At 48.3% G+C, this 23,576-nt stretch carries 18 protein-coding genes; all 18 read right to left on the bottom strand.

Features of this window, described 5'->3' with window-relative positions; all coding sequences use genetic code 11:
* Positions 1 to 2 precede the first annotated feature (2 nt).
* The 18 genes from rffA to AC1RO5_RS18300 all read right to left on the bottom strand — a co-directional run bounded on the left by rffA (position 3) and on the right by AC1RO5_RS18300 (position 23,534).
* Complete coding sequence (gene rffA / locus AC1RO5_RS18215; RefSeq protein ID WP_493176722.1) at positions 3 to 1,154, bottom strand: dTDP-4-amino-4,6-dideoxygalactose transaminase; 1,152 nt, start codon at positions 1,152 to 1,154, stop codon at positions 3 to 5.
* Between the two features lie 122 nt (positions 1,155 to 1,276).
* A complete protein-coding gene (locus tag AC1RO5_RS18220) occupies positions 1,277 to 1,837 on the bottom strand; it encodes an acyltransferase (protein ID WP_493176724.1) in 561 nt (186 codons plus the stop codon).
* A gap of 3 nt (positions 1,838 to 1,840) precedes the next feature.
* The gene (locus AC1RO5_RS18225; RefSeq protein ID WP_493176726.1) at positions 1,841 to 2,221 is read right to left on the bottom strand and encodes a GtrA family protein; all 381 of its coding nucleotides are present in this window, start codon (positions 2,219 to 2,221) and stop codon (positions 1,841 to 1,843) included.
* Between the two features lie 196 nt (positions 2,222 to 2,417).
* The gene (locus AC1RO5_RS18230; protein ID WP_493176728.1) at positions 2,418 to 3,119 is read right to left on the bottom strand and encodes a WbqC family protein; all 702 of its coding nucleotides are present in this window, start codon (positions 3,117 to 3,119) and stop codon (positions 2,418 to 2,420) included.
* On the bottom strand, positions 3,116 to 4,129 hold the full coding sequence (locus AC1RO5_RS18235; protein WP_493176729.1) for a hypothetical protein: 1,014 nt from the start codon (positions 4,127 to 4,129) through the stop codon (positions 3,116 to 3,118). Before AC1RO5_RS18235 ends, AC1RO5_RS18230 begins: the two co-directional genes overlap by 4 nt.
* Positions 4,119 to 4,886, bottom strand: a complete 768-nt coding sequence (locus tag AC1RO5_RS18240; RefSeq protein WP_493176730.1) for a methionyl-tRNA formyltransferase — start codon at positions 4,884 to 4,886, stop codon at positions 4,119 to 4,121. The genes AC1RO5_RS18235 and AC1RO5_RS18240 overlap by 11 nt, the downstream gene beginning before the upstream one ends.
* Positions 4,887 to 4,990: 104 nt before the next feature.
* On the bottom strand, positions 4,991 to 5,974 hold the full coding sequence (locus AC1RO5_RS18245; RefSeq protein WP_493176732.1) for a glycosyltransferase family 2 protein: 984 nt from the start codon (positions 5,972 to 5,974) through the stop codon (positions 4,991 to 4,993).
* A gap of 762 nt (positions 5,975 to 6,736) precedes the next feature.
* Positions 6,737 to 8,311: a hypothetical protein gene (locus AC1RO5_RS18250; protein ID WP_493176734.1), complete on the bottom strand. Its 1,575-nt coding sequence runs from the start codon at positions 8,309 to 8,311 to the stop codon at positions 6,737 to 6,739.
* Positions 8,312 to 8,419: 108 nt separating this feature from the next.
* Positions 8,420 to 9,523 (bottom strand): glycosyltransferase family protein, encoded by a 1,104-nt coding sequence (locus AC1RO5_RS18255; protein WP_493176735.1) that lies wholly within the window; start codon positions 9,521 to 9,523, stop codon positions 8,420 to 8,422.
* A complete protein-coding gene (gene wecB / locus AC1RO5_RS18260; RefSeq protein ID WP_493176736.1) occupies positions 9,523 to 10,623 on the bottom strand; it encodes a non-hydrolyzing UDP-N-acetylglucosamine 2-epimerase in 1,101 nt (366 codons plus the stop codon). Before wecB ends, AC1RO5_RS18255 begins: the two co-directional genes overlap by 1 nt.
* 23 nt (positions 10,624 to 10,646) lie before the next feature.
* Positions 10,647 to 11,702 carry a glycosyltransferase family protein gene (locus AC1RO5_RS18265; RefSeq protein ID WP_493176737.1) on the bottom strand — a complete coding sequence of 352 codons (1,056 nt, stop codon included), beginning with the start codon at positions 11,700 to 11,702 and terminating at the stop codon, positions 10,647 to 10,649.
* Between the two features lie 207 nt (positions 11,703 to 11,909).
* Positions 11,910 to 15,710 (bottom strand): glycosyltransferase, encoded by a 3,801-nt coding sequence (locus tag AC1RO5_RS18270; RefSeq protein ID WP_493176738.1) that lies wholly within the window; start codon positions 15,708 to 15,710, stop codon positions 11,910 to 11,912.
* The gene (locus tag AC1RO5_RS18275; RefSeq protein ID WP_493176740.1) at positions 15,703 to 18,072 is read right to left on the bottom strand and encodes a methyltransferase domain-containing protein; all 2,370 of its coding nucleotides are present in this window, start codon (positions 18,070 to 18,072) and stop codon (positions 15,703 to 15,705) included. Before AC1RO5_RS18275 ends, AC1RO5_RS18270 begins: the two co-directional genes overlap by 8 nt.
* A gap of 2 nt (positions 18,073 to 18,074) precedes the next feature.
* Positions 18,075 to 19,505 (bottom strand): ABC transporter ATP-binding protein, encoded by a 1,431-nt coding sequence (locus tag AC1RO5_RS18280; RefSeq protein WP_493176741.1) that lies wholly within the window; start codon positions 19,503 to 19,505, stop codon positions 18,075 to 18,077.
* Entirely contained in the window at positions 19,495 to 20,322 is an 828-nt protein-coding gene (locus AC1RO5_RS18285) for an ABC transporter permease (protein ID WP_493176743.1), read from the bottom strand. The genes AC1RO5_RS18280 and AC1RO5_RS18285 overlap by 11 nt, the downstream gene beginning before the upstream one ends.
* A gap of 319 nt (positions 20,323 to 20,641) precedes the next feature.
* The gene (locus AC1RO5_RS18290) at positions 20,642 to 21,655 is read right to left on the bottom strand and encodes an MraY family glycosyltransferase (protein ID WP_493176744.1); all 1,014 of its coding nucleotides are present in this window, start codon (positions 21,653 to 21,655) and stop codon (positions 20,642 to 20,644) included.
* Complete coding sequence (locus tag AC1RO5_RS18295) at positions 21,652 to 22,614, bottom strand: UDP-glucose 4-epimerase family protein (protein ID WP_493176745.1); 963 nt, start codon at positions 22,612 to 22,614, stop codon at positions 21,652 to 21,654. Before AC1RO5_RS18295 ends, AC1RO5_RS18290 begins: the two co-directional genes overlap by 4 nt.
* Positions 22,611 to 23,534 carry a glycosyltransferase gene (locus AC1RO5_RS18300; protein WP_493176747.1) on the bottom strand — a complete coding sequence of 308 codons (924 nt, stop codon included), beginning with the start codon at positions 23,532 to 23,534 and terminating at the stop codon, positions 22,611 to 22,613. Before AC1RO5_RS18300 ends, AC1RO5_RS18295 begins: the two co-directional genes overlap by 4 nt.
* Between the last annotated feature and the right edge of the window lie 42 nt (positions 23,535 to 23,576).

The raw sequence follows: 23,576 nt of genomic DNA on the forward strand, positions 1-23,576 counted from the left end.
CTCTATACAGGTCGATCAATAACCGCGTCAGTCAGGACATCTATAATTCGGTCTTGCTGGCCCGGTGTAAGTCCGACCCAAAGAGGTAAGCGCAAAAGACACTCAGACAGAGTATCGGTAACATTCATAGAGCCATGAACTCTGCCGTAGCGTTGTCCGGCAGGTGACGAGTGAAGTGGAATATAATGAAATACGGCAAAAATTTCATTCTGTTTTAATACATTCAAAACAGCTTGCCTATCAATTTCAGGTGCCAATAATACATAATACATATGCGCATTATGCTGACAATCATCAGGCACTATGGGACGACGCAATAGCCCCTTCTCTTCGAGAGGAAGCAAGGCTGCATGGTAATAATCCCAAGCCGCCAAACGACGATTAGTAATGGCCTGTGCTTCTTCTAGCTGAGCCCAAAGAAATGCAGCGATCAATTCCCCTGGCAAAAAAGACGAACCAACTTCCTGCCATGTATACTTATCGACTTCACCTCGAAAGAAACGACTTCGATTAGTGCCTTTCTCACGAATAATTTCGGCTCTAAGCGAAAGCTGCGGATCATTCACCAGAAGTGCCCCCCCCTCCCCTGAAATCACATTTTTCGTCTCATGGAAACTAAATGCACCAAGGTCGCCTATACTTCCCAGCGCGCGGCCCTTATAGGTTGACATCACCCCCTGCGCAGCATCTTCCACAACTTTAAGGTTATGTTCTCTAGCGATATGCATAATCGTGTCCATATCACAGGCCACTCCAGCATAGTGAACTGGAATAATGGCTTTGGTTCGAGGAGTAATAGCCGCTTCGATCAGTTTTTCATCCAGATTTAAGGTATCCTTACGAATATCCACAAATACTGGGACCGCGCCTCGTAATACAAAAGCATTTGCTGTCGATACGAAGGTATAGGAAGGTAAAATTACTTCATCACCTGGCTGAATATCCAGTAACAGTGCGGCCATTTCGAGCGCCGCCGTACAAGAGTGAGTAAGAAGCGCGGTATCACAACCTGTACTTTCTTCAATCCAGTGATGGCAGCGTTTAGTGAAAGCCCCATCACCGGCTAACATGTTCTCAAATTTTGCTTCCGCAATATAATAAAGCTCTTTACCTGTCATAAATGGTCGATTGAAGAATATTTTCTCAGTACTCATTTTTACACTCCAATTTGGTAGGTATGACTTCGCGTCAACAGCCTTTTAATGTGACGATAAAACACACTCAACAGAGCTCAAAAAAACACACAAAAAGGATCAATCATTTAACATACTAAGCGTCAACTGAGAGGGTGGCGTCCTTCAATCAGCCTTTGTTTAATTACCTTTGCCGGATTGCCGACAGCGACACAATATGGAGGAATGCTTCGGGTTACCACAGAGCCTGCGCCAATAACAGCCCCCTCACCAATGATTACCCCAGGTAAAATGATGGTTTTCCCCCCAACCCATACATAGCGGCAAATCTTCACCGGCGCGGATATATCCGGAAGATCCAGCATCTTGTAATCGTGCGTGGATGAAAAAATGATCACCCCAGGCCCCAGGACCACATTATCTTCAAGCGTAATGACCCCGCCAGAGGTTTGCATCGAAGAGTAGAGTTCACAGCCCCGATTAATATCAACATTATTCCCAATCGATACGCGCCAAGGGTATCTGACAAAACAACGGTAATCGAGCAGACCACCTCTGCCAAAACGCTTGAACGCGACTTTAAAAAACAAATTCCTTATAAAATGAGGTAGAACATCAAGCAGCATCCAAAGCAGCGAGATACAATAACTAAACGTGGAGTATAAAAAAATCACAACTCGTCTACTACTAATAAGCGGCTTCATAAATTATGCCCCTACATGAACAAAGAATTTGTTCACCAAATAGAAAAATATCGAAACACATACAATCGAAACCAACTGAACCACACTCGCTGCACAATTTAAAAAATCAACGCCAATATAGAGCAGCAATATATTTAAAAAATACCCAGCAAGTAACATAAAAAAAAGCCTAAGAAAGCCAGACTGCAGCGAAACAGCACTTTCAAAAACAAGCCTTCTATTAAGAAGAAAACTTACAATACAACCAAAAAAATAGGTAATCGATGCCGATATCTTATACTCCAAACCTATTAGAAGAAAAATCAGGAAAAGGGCATATCCTGCCCCATTAACTAGCATACCAACGCCAACATATTTAAAAATCTGAAAAAAATTAATAGACACTGGCCGACACTCTTTAGTTCTCATGACAAAAACGGAGCTCTACACAATCCATCACTGCCGCTTACAACCTTAACGTCAGACTCACAGAGCGCGTCAAGCGGAATTGTATCACCCATTATTTCCCTGCGTAGTATATCTGACACTAAAAATATTCTCTTCATGAACGAAATCGTTTATCCATCCAAGCCGGTGCAAGTCAGCGGCCTGCGTCACGCCACCCCCATATATACCAAGCAGCATCGGGACCGACATTAAATAGCAAGTCCAATATTGACACCCCATGCTCAAATGGTTGAAACCGCTGGGGATATTCCGGATATCCCGTATAGTCCTTCCAGACGAGCTCAATATCTACAGCAGAAAAACATAGCGGATCAATATAATCTTTTGCTGCCGGTCCGGATATATACCTACTAGCCCCTACTTTAGTAACCAAATCCAAAAGTCTATCGAGCTTTTTTCCTGAGAGATCATAATCACGAGAATCTTTAAACTCAGTAGAAATATTGAGTATATCCTTAGAGATCATGCAAATCAGATATTGGTTTAGTTCGGACAGATTCGACCATTGTCGCCCGATATAAACATCTCTGAACAACTCCCTATACCGTGTAAAGTAAGGGGCTTTAGCATAGTTTTGCTCTATAGTTTTCCAGTGTTTTGCTTGCCAAATTGAACTTTTAATTTCCACATCACACATGAGCCGATCAGTACTTCCACCAACAGGAATGGTGAGCCATTCACTTCCCTGTAGCGTTTTTATTCTATTACGATTGCGCCAGTCGTTTTTTGTATATTGAAGGTCATCATAAAAAACAAACAGATCGGCCTCATGAATCAGATCAAAATAGCCTTTCCATGGAATATAATTTGATTGCAAGACAACGACCGTCTTCATTTAAAAAGACTTCCTGAACGCGATACTTTCAGACGACCCAACAAATCCGTCATTCTAATTGCCTTCCCAACATCAAAATAGCGATCATTAAATAAGTTTATAATATGCCGATGTATTTTTTCGGCATTTGGTGCGTGACCAGGACCAAATAGCCCCGCAAGAGACTCGTAATGACTACTGGCAAAAAGCCCCTCTCCCTTGATCGCTTCTAACACATCAATACTATTGTTAACTAGAATATTGAAACGCCAAGATTGAAATACCTCAGGGATCTGAGCTTCCTGTGCAACCCTCGCAGTATAAATAGAGTTCATGAGATACTTCATTCTCGACACGCGCCGACATTCCTGTTCGGCTAGTGATCGATAATGCTCCCAGGATATATCGGGAGTCGTCGTATCAAGCCAATCACTCTCCTTGTAGGAGAAACGCTTCCGTTCCAATAGAGACTGCTTATAGCTTATAACCAGCTCCTCCAGATCAATGGCGCAGAAAGGTAATTTAGAACTAATGTAGGGAAGATTTACATCGAGAACGCCAAATCCACCAAAGCCTAAATCGGCATATTTTGCATAACCTGTGCTATATAGCAGTGCATCGGTGTTGGGCGATAGTGAGCAACTGAAATCGGGAGGACACAAGCATCTATCATCGATAATAAGTGCACGAGGCGAAAGAGACTTTATTTTGGCAAAGATAGCAGTGGTATCAAAAATAGCGCCATAGGACCTGACATAGATGATACCTGCTGGTCGCTTGTCAGGTTTCAGCCAGCGCTGAATGATTGCATCATCATCCATGCAAAGTGTTTTCGGTGATATATCAATAAATTCAAATGAACGCTTTGCTTTATGCAACACCATAGGAACAATCGGGCAGATATTTGCAGGCAATAAAAAAGGTCCACTCTCAGGGCAAGCATTGAGAATATTGAATAACACAGTGGCTGCCCGCGGCTCGAAAATAAAGCGTGCACTCGCTGCTGTCATTGTGGACGGACTAGAGTTCAAGGTCGTGCTCCCGAGGAGAATCATCTGCTCGACGCATTGATATAAAAACCTTCTGTCCATCTACATAAAAAAAGGCAGGATAATTTTCATAGTCGCACGCACGTACTATATTGTAAAGATCACTCAATGATACGTTAGGATCAACCTCGGAGTCGGCGGGACTTCTTTTGGGAGCAACCACTTTGGTAAGAGAAGCGTCCTGTGGAATTTCTTGCACCCTCCCCGTGACGATAAGTGGAAGTAACTCACCAATGAACTCAGGCATCCGATCATAAGCTTGCGCTTTAATAGAGGCCGTAGTACTAAACCTCGAAATGGAGAACTTTAACTGATGCAAAATATCACCATCATCCAACCCTTGAGTAAGACGATGAGCAGTAATACCATGCTCCTTCTCCGCATTTATGATGACATAGGGCTCTGTGTGATAGCCCTTGTATTGCGGCAAAATGGCGGGATGAATATTGATAAGCAAACGATCCTGTAGTTGACTCAGCAGGGTCGCCCCGAAAATTCGTCGCCATCCCATTGAGATGACAACATCCGCATTGAGTCGCAAAAGAGTATTCGCGATTTCATCTTGATCATACGATACCTGGATCGCCCGTTCCCCAAGTACCTCTCTAATAGCTTCCTGAGCAGCCGCAGGAAAATGAGGTTCGTTGTCGGGCATGAGTACGTGTACTGAAGTTATATCCGCCGAATGCGCTCTTAGTATATTAATGTAATTTGTGCCCCACATATACACGATCTTCATATCACTCACCGCCCTACATTCATCCTGCAAGCTTAAACTCTGCTCAAATAAGGCAACCTGGTAGCTAACGAGCTATGCCTTCTTTAAAACAGACCGATACCCAACTAATCTTTTCTCACCTGATTAGAGCGCTCTCTCATCGGCTCTTCGGTTGCCTCTCTTACAAGATATAGTGGTTTTCTGGAAGATTTGAAGTTGATACGCCCCAAGTACTCGCCGAAAACACCTAACACCAAAAGCTGTACACCTCCAAATGCTAGAATACCAGCCATTATAGAGGCGTATCCTGAAACAGTGACCTTCCCCGTTAGAAAGCTTAGGAAGATAATAGCCAACCAACCAACTCCCATAAAGAATGCTGCAAACCCGATCCATGTTGCCATCCTAAGAGGCAAATCAGAAAAGGTCACGAATATATTTATAGTATGCGTCACAAGTTTTTTTAATGTGTAGTTACTGGTGCCGTGAGCACGCGAGTCATGGGGAATTGAAACTGCAGCATAATTATTAGTCAGCCAGGAAAGATAGCCGTCTACAAAAGGATATGGAGAATCGAACTGTGTTAACGCTCGCGCAATATCGCCCCGAATCACACGATAGCTGGTGTAGGCGTAATTCAATGAGGGGATGGCCTTACTAAACAACCATCGAGCCACGGCGGAAGTTATATTTCGCCACTTGCTATGGGTGCGCTCCAAGTACACTCCGTAGACCAAATCAGCACCCTTTAGTGCTCTTTCATATAGCGCCGGTATATGTTCAGGAGCTTGCTCCAAATCATCATCTAATGTAACAACCCACTCCCCTCTAGACTCAGCAAAACCACAAATAGTAGCAGCGTGCTGGCCAAAGTTTCGACTAAACTTAACCCCCCGAACCCTCCCATCCTCCATCGCGATCTCTTGTATCACTCGCCATGATTGGTCGCCCCCCGAGTCCTCGACCAAAATCAACTCGAAAGATAGCCCAATGGATTCCATCACAACAACTATACGACGATACAACTCTCGCAATGTATTCTCTGCACGGTATACAGGAACGACAACTGAAATAGTTGGACATGACAATTTTCTAGCTTCTGAGGTCATTCAGTTACTTCCTACTTAACAATAAACGGGGCGTGCATCTCCTACATCTTGCTCCATTTCCACTCTTTCACAGTATGTCAGATATGACTGAGATACTGAATACTCACCTCAAAAACGAATCTATCTGACAATTTCAATCCACTCAGAAAACCAAATTTCGTAGCTCAAGGCACGATTCCGCTGGTCATGGCGATGATGCCCATCATTTATTGCGATCATGATTTCAGTATTTAATGGATGAATGCGCCCCCCTCTTCTCAGCTGCGGTCGCAGCTTACCAAGCCCTGCAAAGGCATAACTCATGAGTCGCAGCATAGCGCATCGCTGCATAATCTAATCTAGGATGAGCTTAAAACCGCCTCTGCTCTGTGATTATGCGAAATATCGTCGATGGATTGCCCATCTGGCGAATGCCTCAAAAATCGGCACGATGAAAATGACTGTGCAATTCTATCCCCACTGAGGACACGAAAGGCTCCAAGCACCTATCGAGTGATCAGCCCCGCTCCCTACTGCGACGAGTCATAAAAATCTGATTGAGCGCTGAGCAGGCCAGACCTCGATAATGTGAAAGCGGGTAATCGGTCGAATCAGCCGACGCACTTCTCCTTTTAACTACGTAATGCTGCGTATTCACTGCACGCTATTTTGCAAGCACATGTAAATACGCTATTGCTGCAAGCTGTACAGAATGAGAAGAACAAAACTAAATACCAACAAACACAATACGATACGACAGAAACATGCGTGTATCATTAGATATTAATAGTGGAGCTCCGCCTGACATGAACTATTTTTATCACTCACTTTCTTATAAATTGTTCCCGAAAAATTCCCATAGGATCTATCCGGACTATTAGGAATAACTGTAACGGCTTGATATAAACCTGAGTCTTCCACCATTTTTTGAATGGCTTCTGACCCAGGCACATCGGCTCGCGTCGTAGTCATCAGCACGTCAGGTGGACAGGCACGCAATGCCACCTTGAACTTTACTTCATCCGAACCGAGATTAACGAATGCACCTGTCAGGTGGCTCATTTCATTTGACGGAGGTAACAGGCCCGTCAACGGATAGAGCGCAAACATATAGCCGCTAACACTTAACGTACTATTTGGAGAAGATATACTACGGATGGCTTCTGCCGCTAATAGATAGTTAGACCTACTCACCGCCTCATCAGACCACGTGTTACTTCCCACCCCGGCCAGATTATTTCCAGTAGCAAGCCAAAAGTTCTTTAAGCTTACAAACTTATAACTAAGAAGAACCACACAAACGCAAGCAGCACCTATCGCAAATGCCATTTTTTTTCTGCTGGGATTTTCCATAATGAATTGCTGCCAGGCTAGAGCAGAAACTCCCGCAAGTCCAGGAAGACAAACAGCGAAGTGATAGGGATATCCTATTTTCGAAAATGGCTCTAGCAATGGCACAAGCGCTACTGTTACCCAGAACAAAAATCGCCGAAATAGGTTTAGACGTTTACCTGATAAACAGATAAAGAAAAGGCTAAACATCGAAACCACACCAATACATAAAGAAACCATGGCTTCCTTTGCAGAGGCAGTTCCATTTGCAATAAATAAAGGGACTCGTTGATTGGCCACTGCTGCATACAGCCCGCCAGCCTCATGATAAGAGTCGATTAACCCCTGGACGCCGCCACGCGCGCACAATATCAAAATAACAATACCCAACCCATTGACTGCTGCGCCGATTGAGAAGTGCAGAAATACTTTCCAGCTTTGGGATAGGAATACTGTGATTGCCCCGACTAACATAAAGGGCAAGAATGTTTCGCGAAGTAAAACGGACAATGCAGTCAATGCACCGATAAAAAACCAAGTTTTTTCTTTCTCAGCGGTTACTCCCTGCGCCAACCGCATAGCAAGAAAAAGTGGTATATACGCAGCAAATATACTATTTTTAAAACCTGCCTGAATAAATAATGGCTGATTGATTGCAAACAAAAAAATTAACGAAATTAGCGCCCCACCCCACTTACTTCGACTCTCAGTTTCAACCACCCTGTATAAGAGCCAGCCAGCGACCATTGCTACAATCATGTCGACGAGACGTAAAAAAATCACATGATTGACGGACAGATCGAATACCCAAGACAACAGCATTGGGTACAACATCAACATACCCGTATCGGGAAGCCCTTCGCCAGACACAAGACTTGAATGGATTAGCTGTGCATAATAGGCGTAAACACCTTCGTCAGTACTTGGCAGGCTTCCAGCCACCATCAAATGGGGGAACCCGACCCCTGCAAGCACGACAAGCAATCTTAGAAAAAAACTACTAAGAACCCGATATCTAACTGCCATAAAAGCACCTAACTCACCTACTGTTACACAATCTAATAACGCTTATAAAGAAAACAAAAAACATCGCCAAACATGAAAAATCAAATTTCCATCCGCAATTATTTTTCATCAAGACAACGTGATATCAGCGGTTTCAAATCGAGCCGACCACGTATTTTCCTTCACAAAGCATCTGCTTTTTTCTGGCGAGTCGCAAAACTTAATTGCAGCAACAGTTAGATTGTAAACATCGCTTGGTACTTTGCAGATAAAGGTGCCTGGCGCGTTATCACGAAACTGCATTTCTCCAAAGTCAGTTGAGATAACGGGTAGACCAAGCGCTCGATATTCATAGTACTTAATTGGATCAACAGAAACAGTCAACTCACTCCTTTTAAAAGGAATAAGCCCTACATCAAATTCACACATGGCTTTTAATGCCTCTGCATGGGCGCATGGCGGTAGCAATTCGACGTTTGGTGGCAACTCAAATGGAGCAGGAGAAAAGACAGGACCAATCAGACGAATGACGTCTCCGGATCGTGATTTGGCAAGGGTCAGCACCCAGTCCCAATCAAACCAAGCGCCAATAGTTCCCACATAGCCAAAGATTTTTCTTTCGCTCTCAACTCTAGTCAGAGTTGCAGGAGGTATCAGGGCATCATCAAGTGCGTTAGGCACAAAAGACACACTAGCACCTGCTGATTCCCAGCGAGTCTTTAATGCAGTGCTCGATACCCATACCTTTTCCACCCGCCGAACCAAGCAACTCTCACGTCGTGCCATTGCCAAGCGTGACAGTCCAGAGTAAAACGCAGGAAAATCATCCATGGCATCATAGATAGAGTGTTTCGGATTAAATACGTCCAAAACCTGTAGCGCCAACACTGAAGGCTTACCCACAACGACCAGCGGTTCACGCTCGCCTACGAGTGCTTTCAATTCGCTGATCAACGACGACCACAATCCATTGTTCAACCATCCAGAGCCTGGCAACGGCTCAATCGGCAGCGCCTTTGGCGTCAATATTTTTAGCCATTCAGGAGGCGCCTTAGCTGCCTCCTGCTTCGCCGAGGCCGTCCGCTTGAAATCACTTAGGCGAGGAAAACGGGTTGGATAGGGTTCTACCCATAATACTTGTCGCCCGGTGCGTTTATGAAACCACTCGACAAATTTGTGCGGGCGCTGGGCAAAACTGGCCCACGATACGGGCGACAAATAAATTAAACACATTAGGCAAAATGCTCACGTAGCGTATTAACAATCCGCTCTGCCCCATGTCCATCACCGTAAGGTGAAACACCGCGGGCCATTTCACGGTACGCTACTTCGTCATCCAACAAGCGTTGAACTTCAAGTACGATCGCGTCGTAATTTGAGCCTACCAACTTGACTACTCCGTGCTCCAAAGCCTCTGGTCGCTCTGTTTCTTCACGCAAAACCAAAACCGGCTTTCCTAAAGCTGGAGCTTCTTCTTGCACACCACCGGAGTCAGTCAGAATCAGATAAGCGCGCTTCATCGCCGCTACAAACGGTGCATACTCAAGTGGTTCGCAAAGCACAAAATTAGAGATAGGGCCGAGCAACTCGTGCGCAACATCTTTAACATTTGGGTTCGGATGAACGGGATACAAAAACTGTACTTCAGGGTTATTCTCAGCGAGCGTACGCAATGCACGGCAAATATTGCGGAACGGTTCGCCGAAGTTTTCTCGTCGGTGCGAAGTGACCAAAACCAGACGTTTGCTCGTGTCCAATTCAATACCGAGTTCCAAATCCTTGGCGGCCGTCATCAGCAGCGCATCAATTACGGTATTGCCTGTGACGATGATCTCGGAATCGGGCACGCCTTCACGTAGCAGGTTCTGCCTGGAGCTTTCGGTTGGCGCGAAATGCCAGCGCGCCAGTTTACCGGCGATCACCCTATTTGCCTCTTCAGGAAACGGGTTCTGCATATCCCAGGTACGAAGCCCTGCCTCTACGTGCCCAATCGGTATCCGGTGGTAAAAGCAAGCGAGGGCCACTGTCATTACAGTGGTGGTGTCACCTTGAACCAATACGATGTCGGGCTTTTCCGATTGCAGTACGTCATCGAGATCCAGCAAAAGTCGTGCGGTCAGCGTAGTCAGGGCCTGGTTTGGACGCATGATGTCCAAATCGATGTCCGGCTCAATGCCGAAAAAGCTCAGAACCTGGTCAAGCATGTGACGATGCTGGGCTGTTGCCAGTACACGTACATCCGCCCATGGCTCATTTTTGAGCGCCAAGATGACGGGGGCCATTTTTATAGCTTCCGGACGTGTACCCACAACACAAAGTATTTTTCGTTTCACAAAAATATTCCCTACAAAATCAATTATTTGCTATCGAGATTTTCTAGCATTGCTACGTAGCTGGAAGCTCTGACATTCCAACTGTTCTGATCAGCCAACGCACGTAACCTTGCACGATACCCTTGGTCATCACAGGTTGCGAGAGCTTGATCAATGACCGCTATGAGTTCGGCGGCATTGCTGCCTGCAAAAACCTCAGGGTACGCAGTGCACTCATGCATATCTGTTGTCACGACAACCGGCTTCTCGAGCGCAAAATACTCGTATAACTTCAGCGGCGATGTAGATCGCGCCACATCACCTGGTTTGAAAGGTATGAAGCATGCGTCAAACAAGCGAGCATAGGCGGGCAAATCAACATAATTAACCGCACCGAGATAAAGCACATTCCCACGTCGCGGCAAGAGCGGTACACAACCGCTATAGTCTGGACCGATGAACACGAAGCCAACATCGACCATCTTTGCGGAGACTTGCTCAATCGCCTCGTACCACAACCATGGGGCGATGGCACCAAAGTAGCCCACAATATGCTTGTGTCGCGCTCTGAAGTCAGTAAACGACGCAGGAAGCGCGACCGATGGTTGTTGGGAATCACGATAATGCGCAACATCGACGCCGTTTGGGACACAAATACAACTCACATCGCCACGCTCTGCCACTGCCTCCTTATGAAGCGCCGCAGCTGAGGAAACGACGATATCGGCAACACCTTCAAACGCTGCCGTTTTCAGATCCTGCAGGCGTCGTATAGCGCCTTTGCCACCGGAAATAGACGCATCAATGTGGTCGATGTACTCGTACACCACTCGCCCTTGCTTGCTTGCAGCAAGCATTGCATCACTGGTAGCCAACAGCGAGGTACTGTAGAAACAACGCACAGCATTGGGAATGCTACTCACGGTCGAATCATTGGCAATCCACACATTCTCTGCTACCTGCCTAAAACCGAGAACGTCATCACCTGTCGTCTGAAAGATAACCAGGCAATTGAGACGGCCTAATGCCAGCGCCATGTGATGAGGACGCTGAAACAGCGTAATTCCCCAGTCGACATTCGCCTCAAATATGATGACCAACCGTCTCTCAGCCGCGTTTAGCACAACATCACGGAATTCGGGACCGGTTAGATCCCCTGGCCTCAGCGCAGCACGAACGTTACGACTTCGCAGCCAACGAACAATTGCGTGCCGTGCACCGTGCAAGCGGTTACGCAGGGGGGCAGGCAACAACCAGAAGCAGCGTCGAGCCAGAGAATGCAGTGATATCTGCGAACGGTTATTCATTTAATCAAGCTTCGAGACAAAGGGTGCTTGCCCGGTAAAGGGCTTACCTGTGATCAGATCTTGAACCAACGTCACGTAATGTTGATACGCATGATTTTTCTCAAGAGTAGCCAACTCAGAACTTGAAAATTCAGGGCGAACACGATTCTTCCAAATACGCACCATCGCCTCCCCCAATCGTCGCTCGAACTCTCGACTCGACTTCATTTCGGAAACACTACCTTTGTATTTCGTCATGTCATAAACGGGTTCAACAAGTTCGATACCAGCACGACCGGCAAAGTGAGAAGCACAACCAACCTTGGCCATGGCAACAGGCAGATTAGCTCGAATCGCCTCAAGCAATGTCAAAGGCCCGCCTTCGAAAAAGGTTGCTGTCGTAAAAGCATCAGCCATAGCAAGGTATTCATGGACACTTTCGGCTGATCCACAATAAGTAACCCGGTCTTGCAAACGATGCTTTTGGATATAAGCGAGCATCTCATTCAGCAGCTCGGTTTCGTAGACAGGCCCCAGAATAACAAGACGAAGCTTGTCGCTAGACTGTGCAGCAACCTCAAAAGCCTTAATGGTGCCCAAGTGGTTTTTCTGATGGTTAATCGCCCCAACATCAATAAATACAAACTCGCTATCACTGATACCGTGCTGAGCGCGGAGACGGCTACGACTTGCAACCGAGTCCAACTCCTCAAATGGTTTGAAGTCAATACCATTGGGAATTACAACACAGTCTCGCGGAGAGACGCCAAGACGAGAAACACTGTAGTCCCTCACTTGCTCTGACACTGCCACAAATGCCATTGTCACTTTTGCTATTTCTGCGAACTCCTGCTGCTGCAGATCATTAAACCACATATAAATATTGTGTATGACCTGCACAAAACCAATACCCTTCTCACGGCAGAGCTCCGCACCGTTAAAGGAATAATGTGCCAGCACGACTTTAGGTTGCAGCTTATTAAGTAAGGCATTATGCGTATCAGCAGCATACGTGCGGCAGACTACATCCTGGCCAAGCTCACGTGCACGTTGTACCGCTGCACCCTGAGTCCCCAAGACCAGCAATACGACTCGGAAACCAGCCTTTATGAGCGTTTCGTTCAGATCAAGAACTACGTTTTCAAGGCCACCGGCTTCGAAATTATCTACTTGAACTAAAATATCGCAGGCCGGTAACAACTCTTCCGTTACGTCGGCACGCATGATCGACTGAACGGGCTCAGTAAGCGGTCGCGATGCCGAAGCTGGGCGAACAGAACGCCATACCTTACGCGCCGCTCGACCTGCAAAGGAGTTCCCTGGAAGCAGGCGGCGTGCAGTCTCAACCAAAAATTGACGCACATTCACCCGGCGTACCCGAAGGGGCTCAGAGGTAAAGTACGCATAAATCTCATCGGCACCGGTCTGACGCACTTCCTTCAATCGCTCGTAAACGAGAATATTCGCTGCAGCCAACTCCAAACGCTGCGCCTCGTCAGGCACTCGCCCTGCCAGGAAATCATCCAGGCTGATGTAGCGCATACCAAGAGATTTGAAATCGCCTATGTCCTCACAATCCACGATTGGAACAATACCCATGGCAAGGTATTCCACGAGTTTTGTCGGGCATGCGGCACGATTCACTATGATGTCTTCCCGAAGGATGAAACCGTAATGACACTCCGGGTAATGAGTCATCAATTCCGCATGGGTTTTGGACTCTACCGTCACAGATCCCACCAACTCTGGTGGCAGCATGTCCTTTACAATCTGTGGTTCTGGACAGTAAAAACGATGATTACAACGGTCCGCAGTTCTGACGATTGCATCAATCATCTTCGGAACCTGTTGCCACTTATGCAAGCCTCCCGCGTAAACCACCACAGGAGCGCCATTAATCAATGGCCGCGTCGCGAGTGTCGGTGTAAAACGGGGGAAAATCGGAAAAGAAACTGTTCTCGCCTTCAGCGCACCACGAAACTTCTGTTGAAGGTATTGCTTCATTGCCTCAGTAACAACAATAACAATACCTGCCTTTTGCACAGCAAGCCTTTCCTCTTTTTCGTAAAGCACCGCACTGAAGAAATCATTGTGCATGCGGAACTCTTCAGGGACAACGCCATGAATATCCACCGCTTTACGAATGAATGGCAGATGTAGAAGTTTGCCAAAGCGATTGTCATACATCCGTAGCACGCTATGGAAGTAAACTTTACGGCAGCGCAAAACTGCCAGCAGAGCCAAAGCCCGGACAATCATTCTGCGCTTTTTGGTTCCGTTTATCCGTAGTACGAGCACTTTTGGCTCAGGGCGATCAAACCAAATATTACGGCCCTTCAGTTCGTCGCTCTCAACGTAAACGCGCCACCGCTCTGTAAACATGCGGTCCACGATTTGTATGCGCTGAAAGTAACCGTCACTTTGGCGTTCTGGGTAAAAATAGCCACCGAAAAAAACGATGCCATCGAACTTCAGTATGAAGTCCAGCCCTCGATACAGGAACCAAAAAAACCTGGCCAGCCTGGTTTCCGGACGCTTGGAAAATGCCGCAGAAGTGGCAGGTGGTGGGATATTGACCGCGCCACTACCATCTTCACCCGGAGAAGTGATGAAGGCGTGGATACTAAAATTGCACTCGACCCGCTCGTGCACGCCGGCCGCAATACGATCAAGATCAAGCCTGACAGCATTCGCCTCATCACCTTCCAGGGCACCCGAAGTGAGGGCGCGCTGTACGCGCGCGACCACTTTCTCCCAAAGAGATATCAGGTCACCGTAAGAGTGCGCAGCTGCAACCTGCTTCAATAGCGCATCGGGCACAACGCGATTTTGGGAAGTCAGTGTATCGCTTAGTTTGCAAAACTCCGACTCAAAATAGTGAATCTGCTTAGCAAGATTCTCCACATACAATTTAAAAAACGGCGCCTGCAATGAAAGACGATCTTGCTGACGCAAGGCAAATTCGACGTCCATAGCAAATGAAACGATAGGTTTTTCTGGCCGACGCTGCCAGGTAATCCCATGCTTGTTTTCCAAGTAAAGCTTGTTACGCTGCGCACGATCGCTGAAGTACTGGTACTGCAACTGCCCGAATGAAGCCGACCCCCAGTGATGAATAAAAACATCACGCGCTAGATGGATTTCATAACCAGCCTTTCTCGCACGCAAACAATAATCATCGTCTTCAAAACCGCCAGGAAAGAATGTTTCATCGAGTAGACCAATCTTTTCAAAGGCTTGTTTAGTCACCAAGACACAGAAAAAAGTTACATCCGTTTCGACTAGATTGCCCTGCCAGGCCTTATGCCAACGTTCCGCAAAATTGGAGATACGCTGGTATACCTTATCGTGAACACCTTCTGAGCGCTCATCCAGGCATTCTGCGAGCTCCACTTGGTAGTCAACCGGAACACATTGTTCCCCATCAGCTTTATTGGTGACGGCACTGATAACATCCGAACCGCTCGCCAACAGATTATCCAGCCAGTGGTCGGTTACGATGACATCACTATTAAGCAAGCATATATGGGTAATTTCATCATCAACGAGAAATTCGGAGATACCAACGTTGTTTCCACCCGAAAATCCGAGATTAGTATCCTGTTCGATATAACGCCACGAAGAGCCGGTTTCCGCTATATGGTGCGACATCGCATCGCGAATTTTACTTCTTTCGCCAGGCTCCGAAGCGTTGTCAACCAATATCAATTTAAAGCCGGCATCGTTATAGGCACGTCTGACACTTGCCAGCGTGATCCTAACTGCCTCCGAGGCGTTGTAGGAAACAATGACAACCCCGGTTTTTGTCGCTTTATTACTCATTACCAGCTCTCCGAAAGATCCTACGCAGGACCTTCTTCCACAAATCAGGCCGCAAACACTTAAAGATCGAGCTCTTAATGTGTAGGACACCCAGCAGGCGAGCGATTTCAGTGTCCCTTTTAGTTACTTCGCGCGCGAGGCCCTGAGCATGCGCATCTTGCCTCATCACTTCTGCTGCCAGCTCATGAGTACGATTGTCCAGCGCAGTCACTTGCGAAACCAAGTTCTGACACACAGTGTCCTTCTCAGCCAAAACAGCGATTAAACCGTCAATTGCCTTGCTCATGTCATTCAGTCGCTGGTCCCGATTAACCAGTTGCCGTTCGAAAAAACCGGCTGATTCTTGATACACAGTCCCAGGCCTTAGCGCAGCTCCGTCAAGCACCGACAGCATATAAGCGGCTCGAGAGGCCTTATCAAGCAACTGAGCAGCTTCGGCGAGACCAAAAGGCAACGGCGTTTCAGAGTGACCGCTAATGTTCAACCAGGATCCACTAAGAAGACGCTGAGCCTCGTTAACGGCACGCAACAGGTGTGCTCTGGCTGATGGCTCGTCGTGACGAGACAACGCGAGCACTGCCAGCCAATACAAAGAATCGACTACCTTGTTCCCAAGTAATGGGCTATAGGCCATAACATCACGGCTGGCACACGCTGTGAAGCAGTCGACGGCATCTTCAAACTTGCCTTGACGTCGAGAGAGCTCGCCGCCGGCGAAGAGTAACGAAACCTGCCAACGCAACTGATGTGGAGCAGGATTTGAAATAGCAGCGTATCGTCGTATTTCTGCCAGGAGCTCTTGATACTTCTCTGCGGCTACTTCAATGGCCTGCGAATAGACATACACTTGGCCACAAAGAGCCGCTCCATAATCAACCGATTCTGGCGCAGCCGATGCGAGTATTCGCTTTTGCATGGACTCCAACAGAGGAACAGATCGCGCGCGCTGGCCCTGTGCGATCATGCCCTTCACTAACCAAGGATTCTGGTAGTCCCGTGCGAACGCACTAACCGCAAACTCCGGAGAGTCCGGCAGTGCCCATTGAGTTTCTTCGTACGGTACTTCCGAGCCCGCAACAGGGTCTGCCATTCCTAACAGAAGTATCCACTCCGCGTCCTCTTCCGGGACACGGTCGGCAGGCACTGTTACCCACTTTCGGCTGGAATGATGGCACTTCATTGCACCACCTGCTGTCTGCAGCATGCCTTGCTCAAGCAAGAAGTGTGCACCACACTCGGCGACTAGCCGCTCCCACGTGTACACGTGCAAATGACGAGGATTCGGGCCCTTCCCGGTTTCATCCGCCCAGTCATTTGGAGCACACACCATCACACGACCGGCGGGCTTCAGCACACGTTTTAGTTGGAGCAAATACTCCATCGGCTCAGGAACGTGTTCAATCGTTTCAAACGCAGTGATGAAATCAATGCTGTTGTCTGGAACCGAGCTTAATGCCTCGGCATCTCCGATCTGAAACTCGACCGCGCCAATGCGCCCATAGTGGGCATTGGCGTAGCTGATACCGACATCACTCGGATCGACTCCCAGCACGGACTTTGCCTGCGAGGCGCAATAAAGAATGTGACTGCCGTAGCCGAGCCCGCAAGCCACATCCAGAACACGATCTCCAGGACGAATGAACTCCGCAGCCTTCTGGTAGCGAATACAATGCGCATCGCTTCGCCTGCCGACCTCACGCAACATGTCTGCTTGTAAAAAACGCTCGTCAAGAAGGACGGCCGGATCGTAATGCCGTAGCGCCTCGGCGGGCACTTTCTCCATCAGAATGAGTATCTGCTGCCGCTCTTCGTTCAGCGCCTCATAGGGATTGACTTGATAATACAGCGCATGCTTACGCAACCCCGCCTCGAAACAGCGAGTTTCCCACCAATCGCGCCCCTCAGCCGTCAATAACCAGCGACCGTCATCGTCAGACGAAGTGTCAATTTGGAGGAAAACATACCGAGCAGAAACACGGTACGCCTCGCTCAGGGCGGTGGGAACATCGGTGGATCGCAGGTACTCCATGGAGTTCGTGGAAACCACGATGTCAAAATGGTTATCTGCGAATGGTAATGAAAGCGCCGATCCTTGAAAGAAACGGTTGGGGACGCGCTTATTGGCGAGGTCCACGACAACGGTCGAGACATCGAGGCCTACAGCATCAACACCACACGCAAGAAGTGCAGCAACCATGCCCCCTTCGCCACAACCAATGTCGAGCGCAGTGCCAATACCGCAAGTTTCAACTACCCGCGAGGCAATCTCGCTGAAGTCCTTGTTAAACTTGCCAATATGATCCGAGACCTTCCAATAATCATCGTAGAGCGACCTGTAGTCGCTCTCTCTTTCTGCACTCATTGTTACCACCTCGCGGCCATTTGCAGATCGGATATTCCACCGAAGAAATATTCGTCCTGCCGCATCAGTGTCTGAAAAAATGCCGCCTCATCCTTCCAATGCAAAATTCTCTGGGCGGTATAGTCAGGCTTGGCTTCATAGGAAATCGAAGCTTGTATTTCATACAAATTTGGGCCCAAGGTACAATTGCATTCCAGCCAGACGTGAAACTGCTCACCCGCCTTGATTTGACGCTTCCAGAAGAGATCACCCTCGCGTAAACCAGCCAGTACCTGCATATCCTGGTTTAGTGTTCCCCACGAATAAATTTTTATACCTTCGCGACTGCGGATGCGCACCCCGACATTGATCTGATCCGTATCAATGCGAGAAGCGCAGTCAATTCGAATTCGTATGACGTCGCCTGGATAAAACACCGCGCAGGGCTCACCCTCGCTATCGAAGGTACCAACAGACATCACCTCTGCGCCGCCGTCACCAAACGACAATTGATCGACACGCCCAGCCACAGGCGCCTGAGTCTCATCTCCGCTGGCGGTCGCCTCAGATAACGGTGATGTCGGACTTTCTTCGGACGAGGCGGACACACCTTTTGGTGACGTTAGCGGTGCTGTGGTCTGAGCTGTCGTAACAGAAGGCTGCATAAGCGTCGCGAAGTACGCAGACTCCTCCTGATGCAATAACTTACGATAGTCCAGAAGAACCTGTGATGCGGATCCCATAGACACCTCACGCCCCCCCTTGAGCAGGATTGCGCGATTAGTCAGCGTCCGAACTGACTCCTGATCATGTGACACGAACAATAACGTGACGCCGTCAGACAACAACTTTTCAATCCGTCCAAAACAACGCTTCTGAAAGAGAGCGTCGCCAACAGCCAGAGCCTCATCGACGATCAAAATATCGGGCTCAATTTGCACCTGCACGGCGAACGCCAAGCGCACCAGCATACCGCTGGAATAAGTCTTGACTGGCTGATCGAGGTGGTCGCCGATATCGGCGAAGGCTGCAATCTTGTCGAAGCGTTCGTCCACTTCATCATGCGTCATGCCAAGCAGCATGGCATTGAGGTAAACGTTATCTCGCCCCGTGAATTCCGGGTTGAAACCGGAACCCAATTCCAGAAGCGCGGCTACCCGCCCCCGAGTTTCCACCGTGCCGACGGTAGGAGCGATAGTCCCCGTGATCAACTGCAGCAGCGTACTTTTCCCGCTACCGTTACGACCGACAATGCCAAAGGACTCACCCTTGCGGATTTCAAATGAAATATCCTGGAGTGCCCAGTACTCACGACAATAGGATGAAGGCTGGCAACCCGTCAGGCGTTGAAGTGGCGGGATTATGAACTGCTTCAGCCGGTCACGCGGCGTCTCATAGATTTCATAGCACTTCCCGAGACCGTTTACGCGGATAGAGTAATCATCAGAGGACATCTGCAAACCCCTTTCGTGTCTTCTGGAACCAAACAAAACCAAACCAGGCTATACAGCACGAAATCGCGAGATAGAGCCCCCACATCTGCCAATCGAATGCCTCTCCCCAGTACATAAGACCTCGAGCTTGCTCCACCGCGACAGTAATTGGACTAATTTGCACTACTGCCTGGAATCGTTCGGGCAGGCTTTTGAGCGGATAGAAAACGGGCGACAAAAACATTAGAACAGGGACAAATGTACCAACAACTTGGGCGACGTCACGAAGATAGACTCCAATGGATGCAATAAACCAACTAACTCCGAGAGTCAACAAAGCCAGCGGCAATATCACGAGAGGAAACAACAGGACGCCAGCATGAGGCACACCATAGAAAATGACATAAAATATCAGCCACACTATAAAGTTAACCAAAAGATGAAAAAACGCCGACCCTAAGTTTACGATAGGAAGAATTTCCAAAGGGAAGATAACTTTTTTAACATAGTTAACATTAGAGAGAATCAGTCCCGGAGCCCGATTTATACACTCCGAAAATAAGTTAAAGACCATCAACCCTGCAAAGAGAACAAGTGCGAATTCTGTTTTCGAGTCACTCCCCCCCACCCAGCGAGCCTTGAACACTACACTAAACACAAAGGTATAAACGATCAGCATCAGAACGGGATTGAAAAAAGACCACAGAAGCCCCAAGACAGATCCGCTGTAGCGCCCAGCTATATCCCTCCGGATCAAGCTATAAAGTAAGCTGCGATTTTTGGTGATAGAACGAAGCAGCGTGACGGGGGATGTTGAACGAACAGCGTGCGGGTTCATGCGTAGCCCTTTGGATTCTCTGTCAATTTCATTTTTTCACTAGACCTTTCTGGGCAATTGGCAACGCCCCTTCCAGACCAGCAGCTACCGCTCTATGGCAGGGTCGGAAATGCTGACACCCGAGAAGCCTCGCTCAGGCTGGACATTCGACAGAAAACCTGATCCAGATTTAGCTTTCTTAACCACATTCCGAAGACATTCGACAGCATTAGCTTAATCGTTAATCTTAACAGATTACGCCATCCTCAGACAATGCTTGAGCGCCCCACCGCAAGGCGCACCACCGTTCGCTGTAAACGTCAAGCAAGACCGCGCGAACTCACACTTCACGCCCACCCGCATTAAACTTTACTGCGAGCAAGACTAATGGAACATACGCTACGATTAATCCCGTAAGCCCACCAATGCAACCCGTCCCCACCAGAACCGCCAAAGGCAATACCCAGAAAAGATTTACGCACATCACCCCCAACGTAACAACTCTATGACTGGAATAGAATCGAGCGGCATATTGATAGGCGTGACTTCGATGCGCTTGATATACCTTTTCTTTTCTAATTAACCTCCTGAACAACGTCACCGTTGCATCTACCGTAAAAACACCAAGCAAAATCAACCAGCTCCACATCAACTCGGGAGCACTCCATGCAGCATTGAGCGACATTACTCCAAGGATAAGACCCAGAAAACCGCTACCCGCATCCCCCATAAATATACGTGCTGGCGGAAAGTTCCATAGCAGAAATCCAGCAACTGACGCCGACAACAACAAACTCCCCCAAATGAGCAAGTCATGCCCGCTCAACCACGAAATCAAGCAACTTGCCAAACATACAAAAATGGCTTGAGCACTGGCCAACCCATCGATGCCATCCATGAAGTTATACAGATTAAGCATCCACACAAGATAAATTGAAGCCAGTATGCAGCCCAACCATCCGAGATCAATCGTCATACCAAATAACGATATCGGCGCAAGGCCACCCAACCAAAACAAAGCCCAGATCGCAGCAACAAAATGCCCAAGCAATCGCCACCTAGCTGCAATATGCCCATGATCGTCAGCAAAGCCTATAACTGCCACCAGCAAACCTGAGCCTAGCAAGCCGTACAGCAAATCCATCCCAAGCAAGCCAAAACCATTAAGAAACGGAAGTGCCAAGACGAAGGAAACAACGATGGCTACTCCACCTCCACGCGGAGTAGGGATCGAGTGCGAGCTTCGCTCGTTGGGTATATCCATCAAGCTCTTGGCCAATGCATAACGCCGCAAAACGAGGGTCAACCCCCACGACACTAAAAACACAGCCAGCAACAGCCACCAAAAAGTCATTTAGTTAGGTTATCCAGATATTGTCTAGCAGTTTGACGCATAGCCGTTTCTAATTTAACAGGTGGAATCCAGCCCAACAGTTCGCGATTCTTGTCGATATCAACGTGCAGCGACCCGCAAATTCTTTGAGCTACGGTGCTCCGCCCCACCGCTGACGCTACCAGTTTCAGCAACCACTCAGGCAGGGGCAACAACCAGCCCCTTTTACCTAAGGCGCGCGCCAAACACCGCAGTAATTGAGGCGTGGATAAATCATCACCATCGCTGACCAGGAAGATCTGATTGGCCGCAGCCGGATGATCAATGCAGGTGACGATCAAATCCACCAAGTTCCCAATCGCAACCAGGCTTCGCCGATTGCCAATCGCACCCAATGGTAGCGGCACACCTTTATTGAGCCAGTCCAACATACTCAGGAAATTAGCCCTCACCCCTGGACCGTAGACCAGTGGCGGGCGAATGATGACAACTTCCATGCCGGCATCGAAACCGAGTTGCCTCAATGCCTCTTCAGCTTCGTACTTGGATACACCATAGGGATCGGCCGGAGCCGGAAAATCATTAGCCTTGAATGGTTTACCCAATACAGTGCTTTCGCCATTAACCTTGATCGAACTGATGAAAATGAAGCGCTTTACTCCAGACTCAGCTGCGCGCCGCGCCAGTCGAAGGGTCCCCTCCACATTGACTTTGCGAAACTCGGTCAACGCATCTATGGCAGTTTCATTCATCACATGCACGCGAGCCGCGGCATGGATAACGACTTGCACACCACTGAGGTCAGGTAATGCTTTTAAATCCGTCAATTCGAAAGGAACAACCGCGCACAGCCCATTCAGCCGCGTTGCGCCGCGTGCCGCTGCAATAGGAGTGAATTTCCTGTCCAGCAACAACCTGAAAACCACCGCTTCGCCGACAAATCCGCTTGCCCCTGTTACCAGTATCTTCGGGGCATTCATTTAGCTTTGTATCCTATCAACGCGGTAGCCCAACAGATCAGAAAGAAGAACACTTTGTCACGCGCCCGACGCCGACATTGCCAGGCACTGAAGGACAGTTTTATCAATTGCCGATGGCGCAAGTGCAGCCACGTTTTGACGAACGGGTCTGTATCCCGTCCAACCAGACAAGCAATCATCCGAACCTGATTAAACCACCAACCGTCGTGAATCGTTTTATAACGAGAAATCAATGGGCTCAAACCCTTGTTAGCACCTACCTGATTACGCTCATGCTGGCGATAGTCCATTGATGGCAACGGGTCGATGTACCAACGGTAGCCATGGCTGCGGGCAAAAGCGTAGCAATACCAGTCATGCAAGCTGACTTCCTGTAGATTCTGCCAACTTTCAAGCATCGCGGTTTTCAAGGACTCCGCCATCTTTTTGCTCAGCACATAGGTACAACCCGGGCCTGCCGCCTCGAACAGGTAGTCCCACTCGACTTGGGGCTGAGCCTTGTGCAACAAGTGAGTTCTGCCATCTGGCCAAAAGGCCGTGACGTTGCTGGAATAGGCATCGACCTGACGAGTTTGAATGGCGTCGACTGCACGCTTCAGCTTGTCCTTGTGCCAAATATCATCTTGATCGGCAAAGGAAATGAAATCGAAAGAGCCGAAATCGACATCACGAATCAAACGAAAGAAGTTACGCGAGGCCCCCCCGAATCTACCGGCGTCCGGCAGAACGACCACCTGGTGATGCTCTGCCGCATAAGCCGCGCACCAGGCTTCGGTACCGTCAGTGGAGGGGTCGATACTGATGTGAACAGTAACGTCCACGGCAGACTGACCAAGGATCGAGGCCAGTTGCTCCTCAATCCAATGCATGCCGTTGTAGGCAGCCAGTAAAACAGCAACCTTGGGAGATTTTACTGGCATGCCATTCCTGCTTGCATGGTTTGAACACTGGAGAGAAAAATA

This window comes from Pseudomonas sp. GW822-FHT02G04, from assembly GCF_058802085.1.

Coding starts and splice junctions, on each gene's coding strand:
- rffA (WP_493176722.1), bottom strand. CDS start 1,154: ATGAGTACTGAGAAAATATTCTTCAATCGACCATTTATGACAGGTAAA.
- AC1RO5_RS18220 (WP_493176724.1), bottom strand. CDS start 1,837: ATGAAGCCGCTTATTAGTAGTAGACGAGTTGTGATTTTTTTATACTCC.
- AC1RO5_RS18230 (WP_493176728.1), bottom strand. CDS start 3,119: ATGAAGACGGTCGTTGTCTTGCAATCAAATTATATTCCATGGAAAGGC.
- AC1RO5_RS18240 (WP_493176730.1), bottom strand. CDS start 4,886: ATGAAGATCGTGTATATGTGGGGCACAAATTACATTAATATACTAAGA.
- AC1RO5_RS18245 (WP_493176732.1), bottom strand. CDS start 5,974: ATGACCTCAGAAGCTAGAAAATTGTCATGTCCAACTATTTCAGTTGTC.
- AC1RO5_RS18250 (WP_493176734.1), bottom strand. CDS start 8,311: ATGGCAGTTAGATATCGGGTTCTTAGTAGTTTTTTTCTAAGATTGCTT.
- AC1RO5_RS18255 (WP_493176735.1), bottom strand. CDS start 9,523: ATGTGTTTAATTTATTTGTCGCCCGTATCGTGGGCCAGTTTTGCCCAG.
- AC1RO5_RS18270 (WP_493176738.1), bottom strand. CDS start 15,710: ATGAGTAATAAAGCGACAAAAACCGGGGTTGTCATTGTTTCCTACAAC.
- AC1RO5_RS18275 (WP_493176740.1), bottom strand. CDS start 18,072: ATGAGTGCAGAAAGAGAGAGCGACTACAGGTCGCTCTACGATGATTAT.
- AC1RO5_RS18280 (WP_493176741.1), bottom strand. CDS start 19,505: ATGTCCTCTGATGATTACTCTATCCGCGTAAACGGTCTCGGGAAGTGC.
- AC1RO5_RS18285 (WP_493176743.1), bottom strand. CDS start 20,322: ATGAACCCGCACGCTGTTCGTTCAACATCCCCCGTCACGCTGCTTCGT.
- AC1RO5_RS18290 (WP_493176744.1), bottom strand. CDS start 21,655: ATGACTTTTTGGTGGCTGTTGCTGGCTGTGTTTTTAGTGTCGTGGGGG.
- AC1RO5_RS18295 (WP_493176745.1), bottom strand. CDS start 22,614: ATGAATGCCCCGAAGATACTGGTAACAGGGGCAAGCGGATTTGTCGGC.
- AC1RO5_RS18300 (WP_493176747.1), bottom strand. CDS start 23,534: ATGCCAGTAAAATCTCCCAAGGTTGCTGTTTTACTGGCTGCCTACAAC.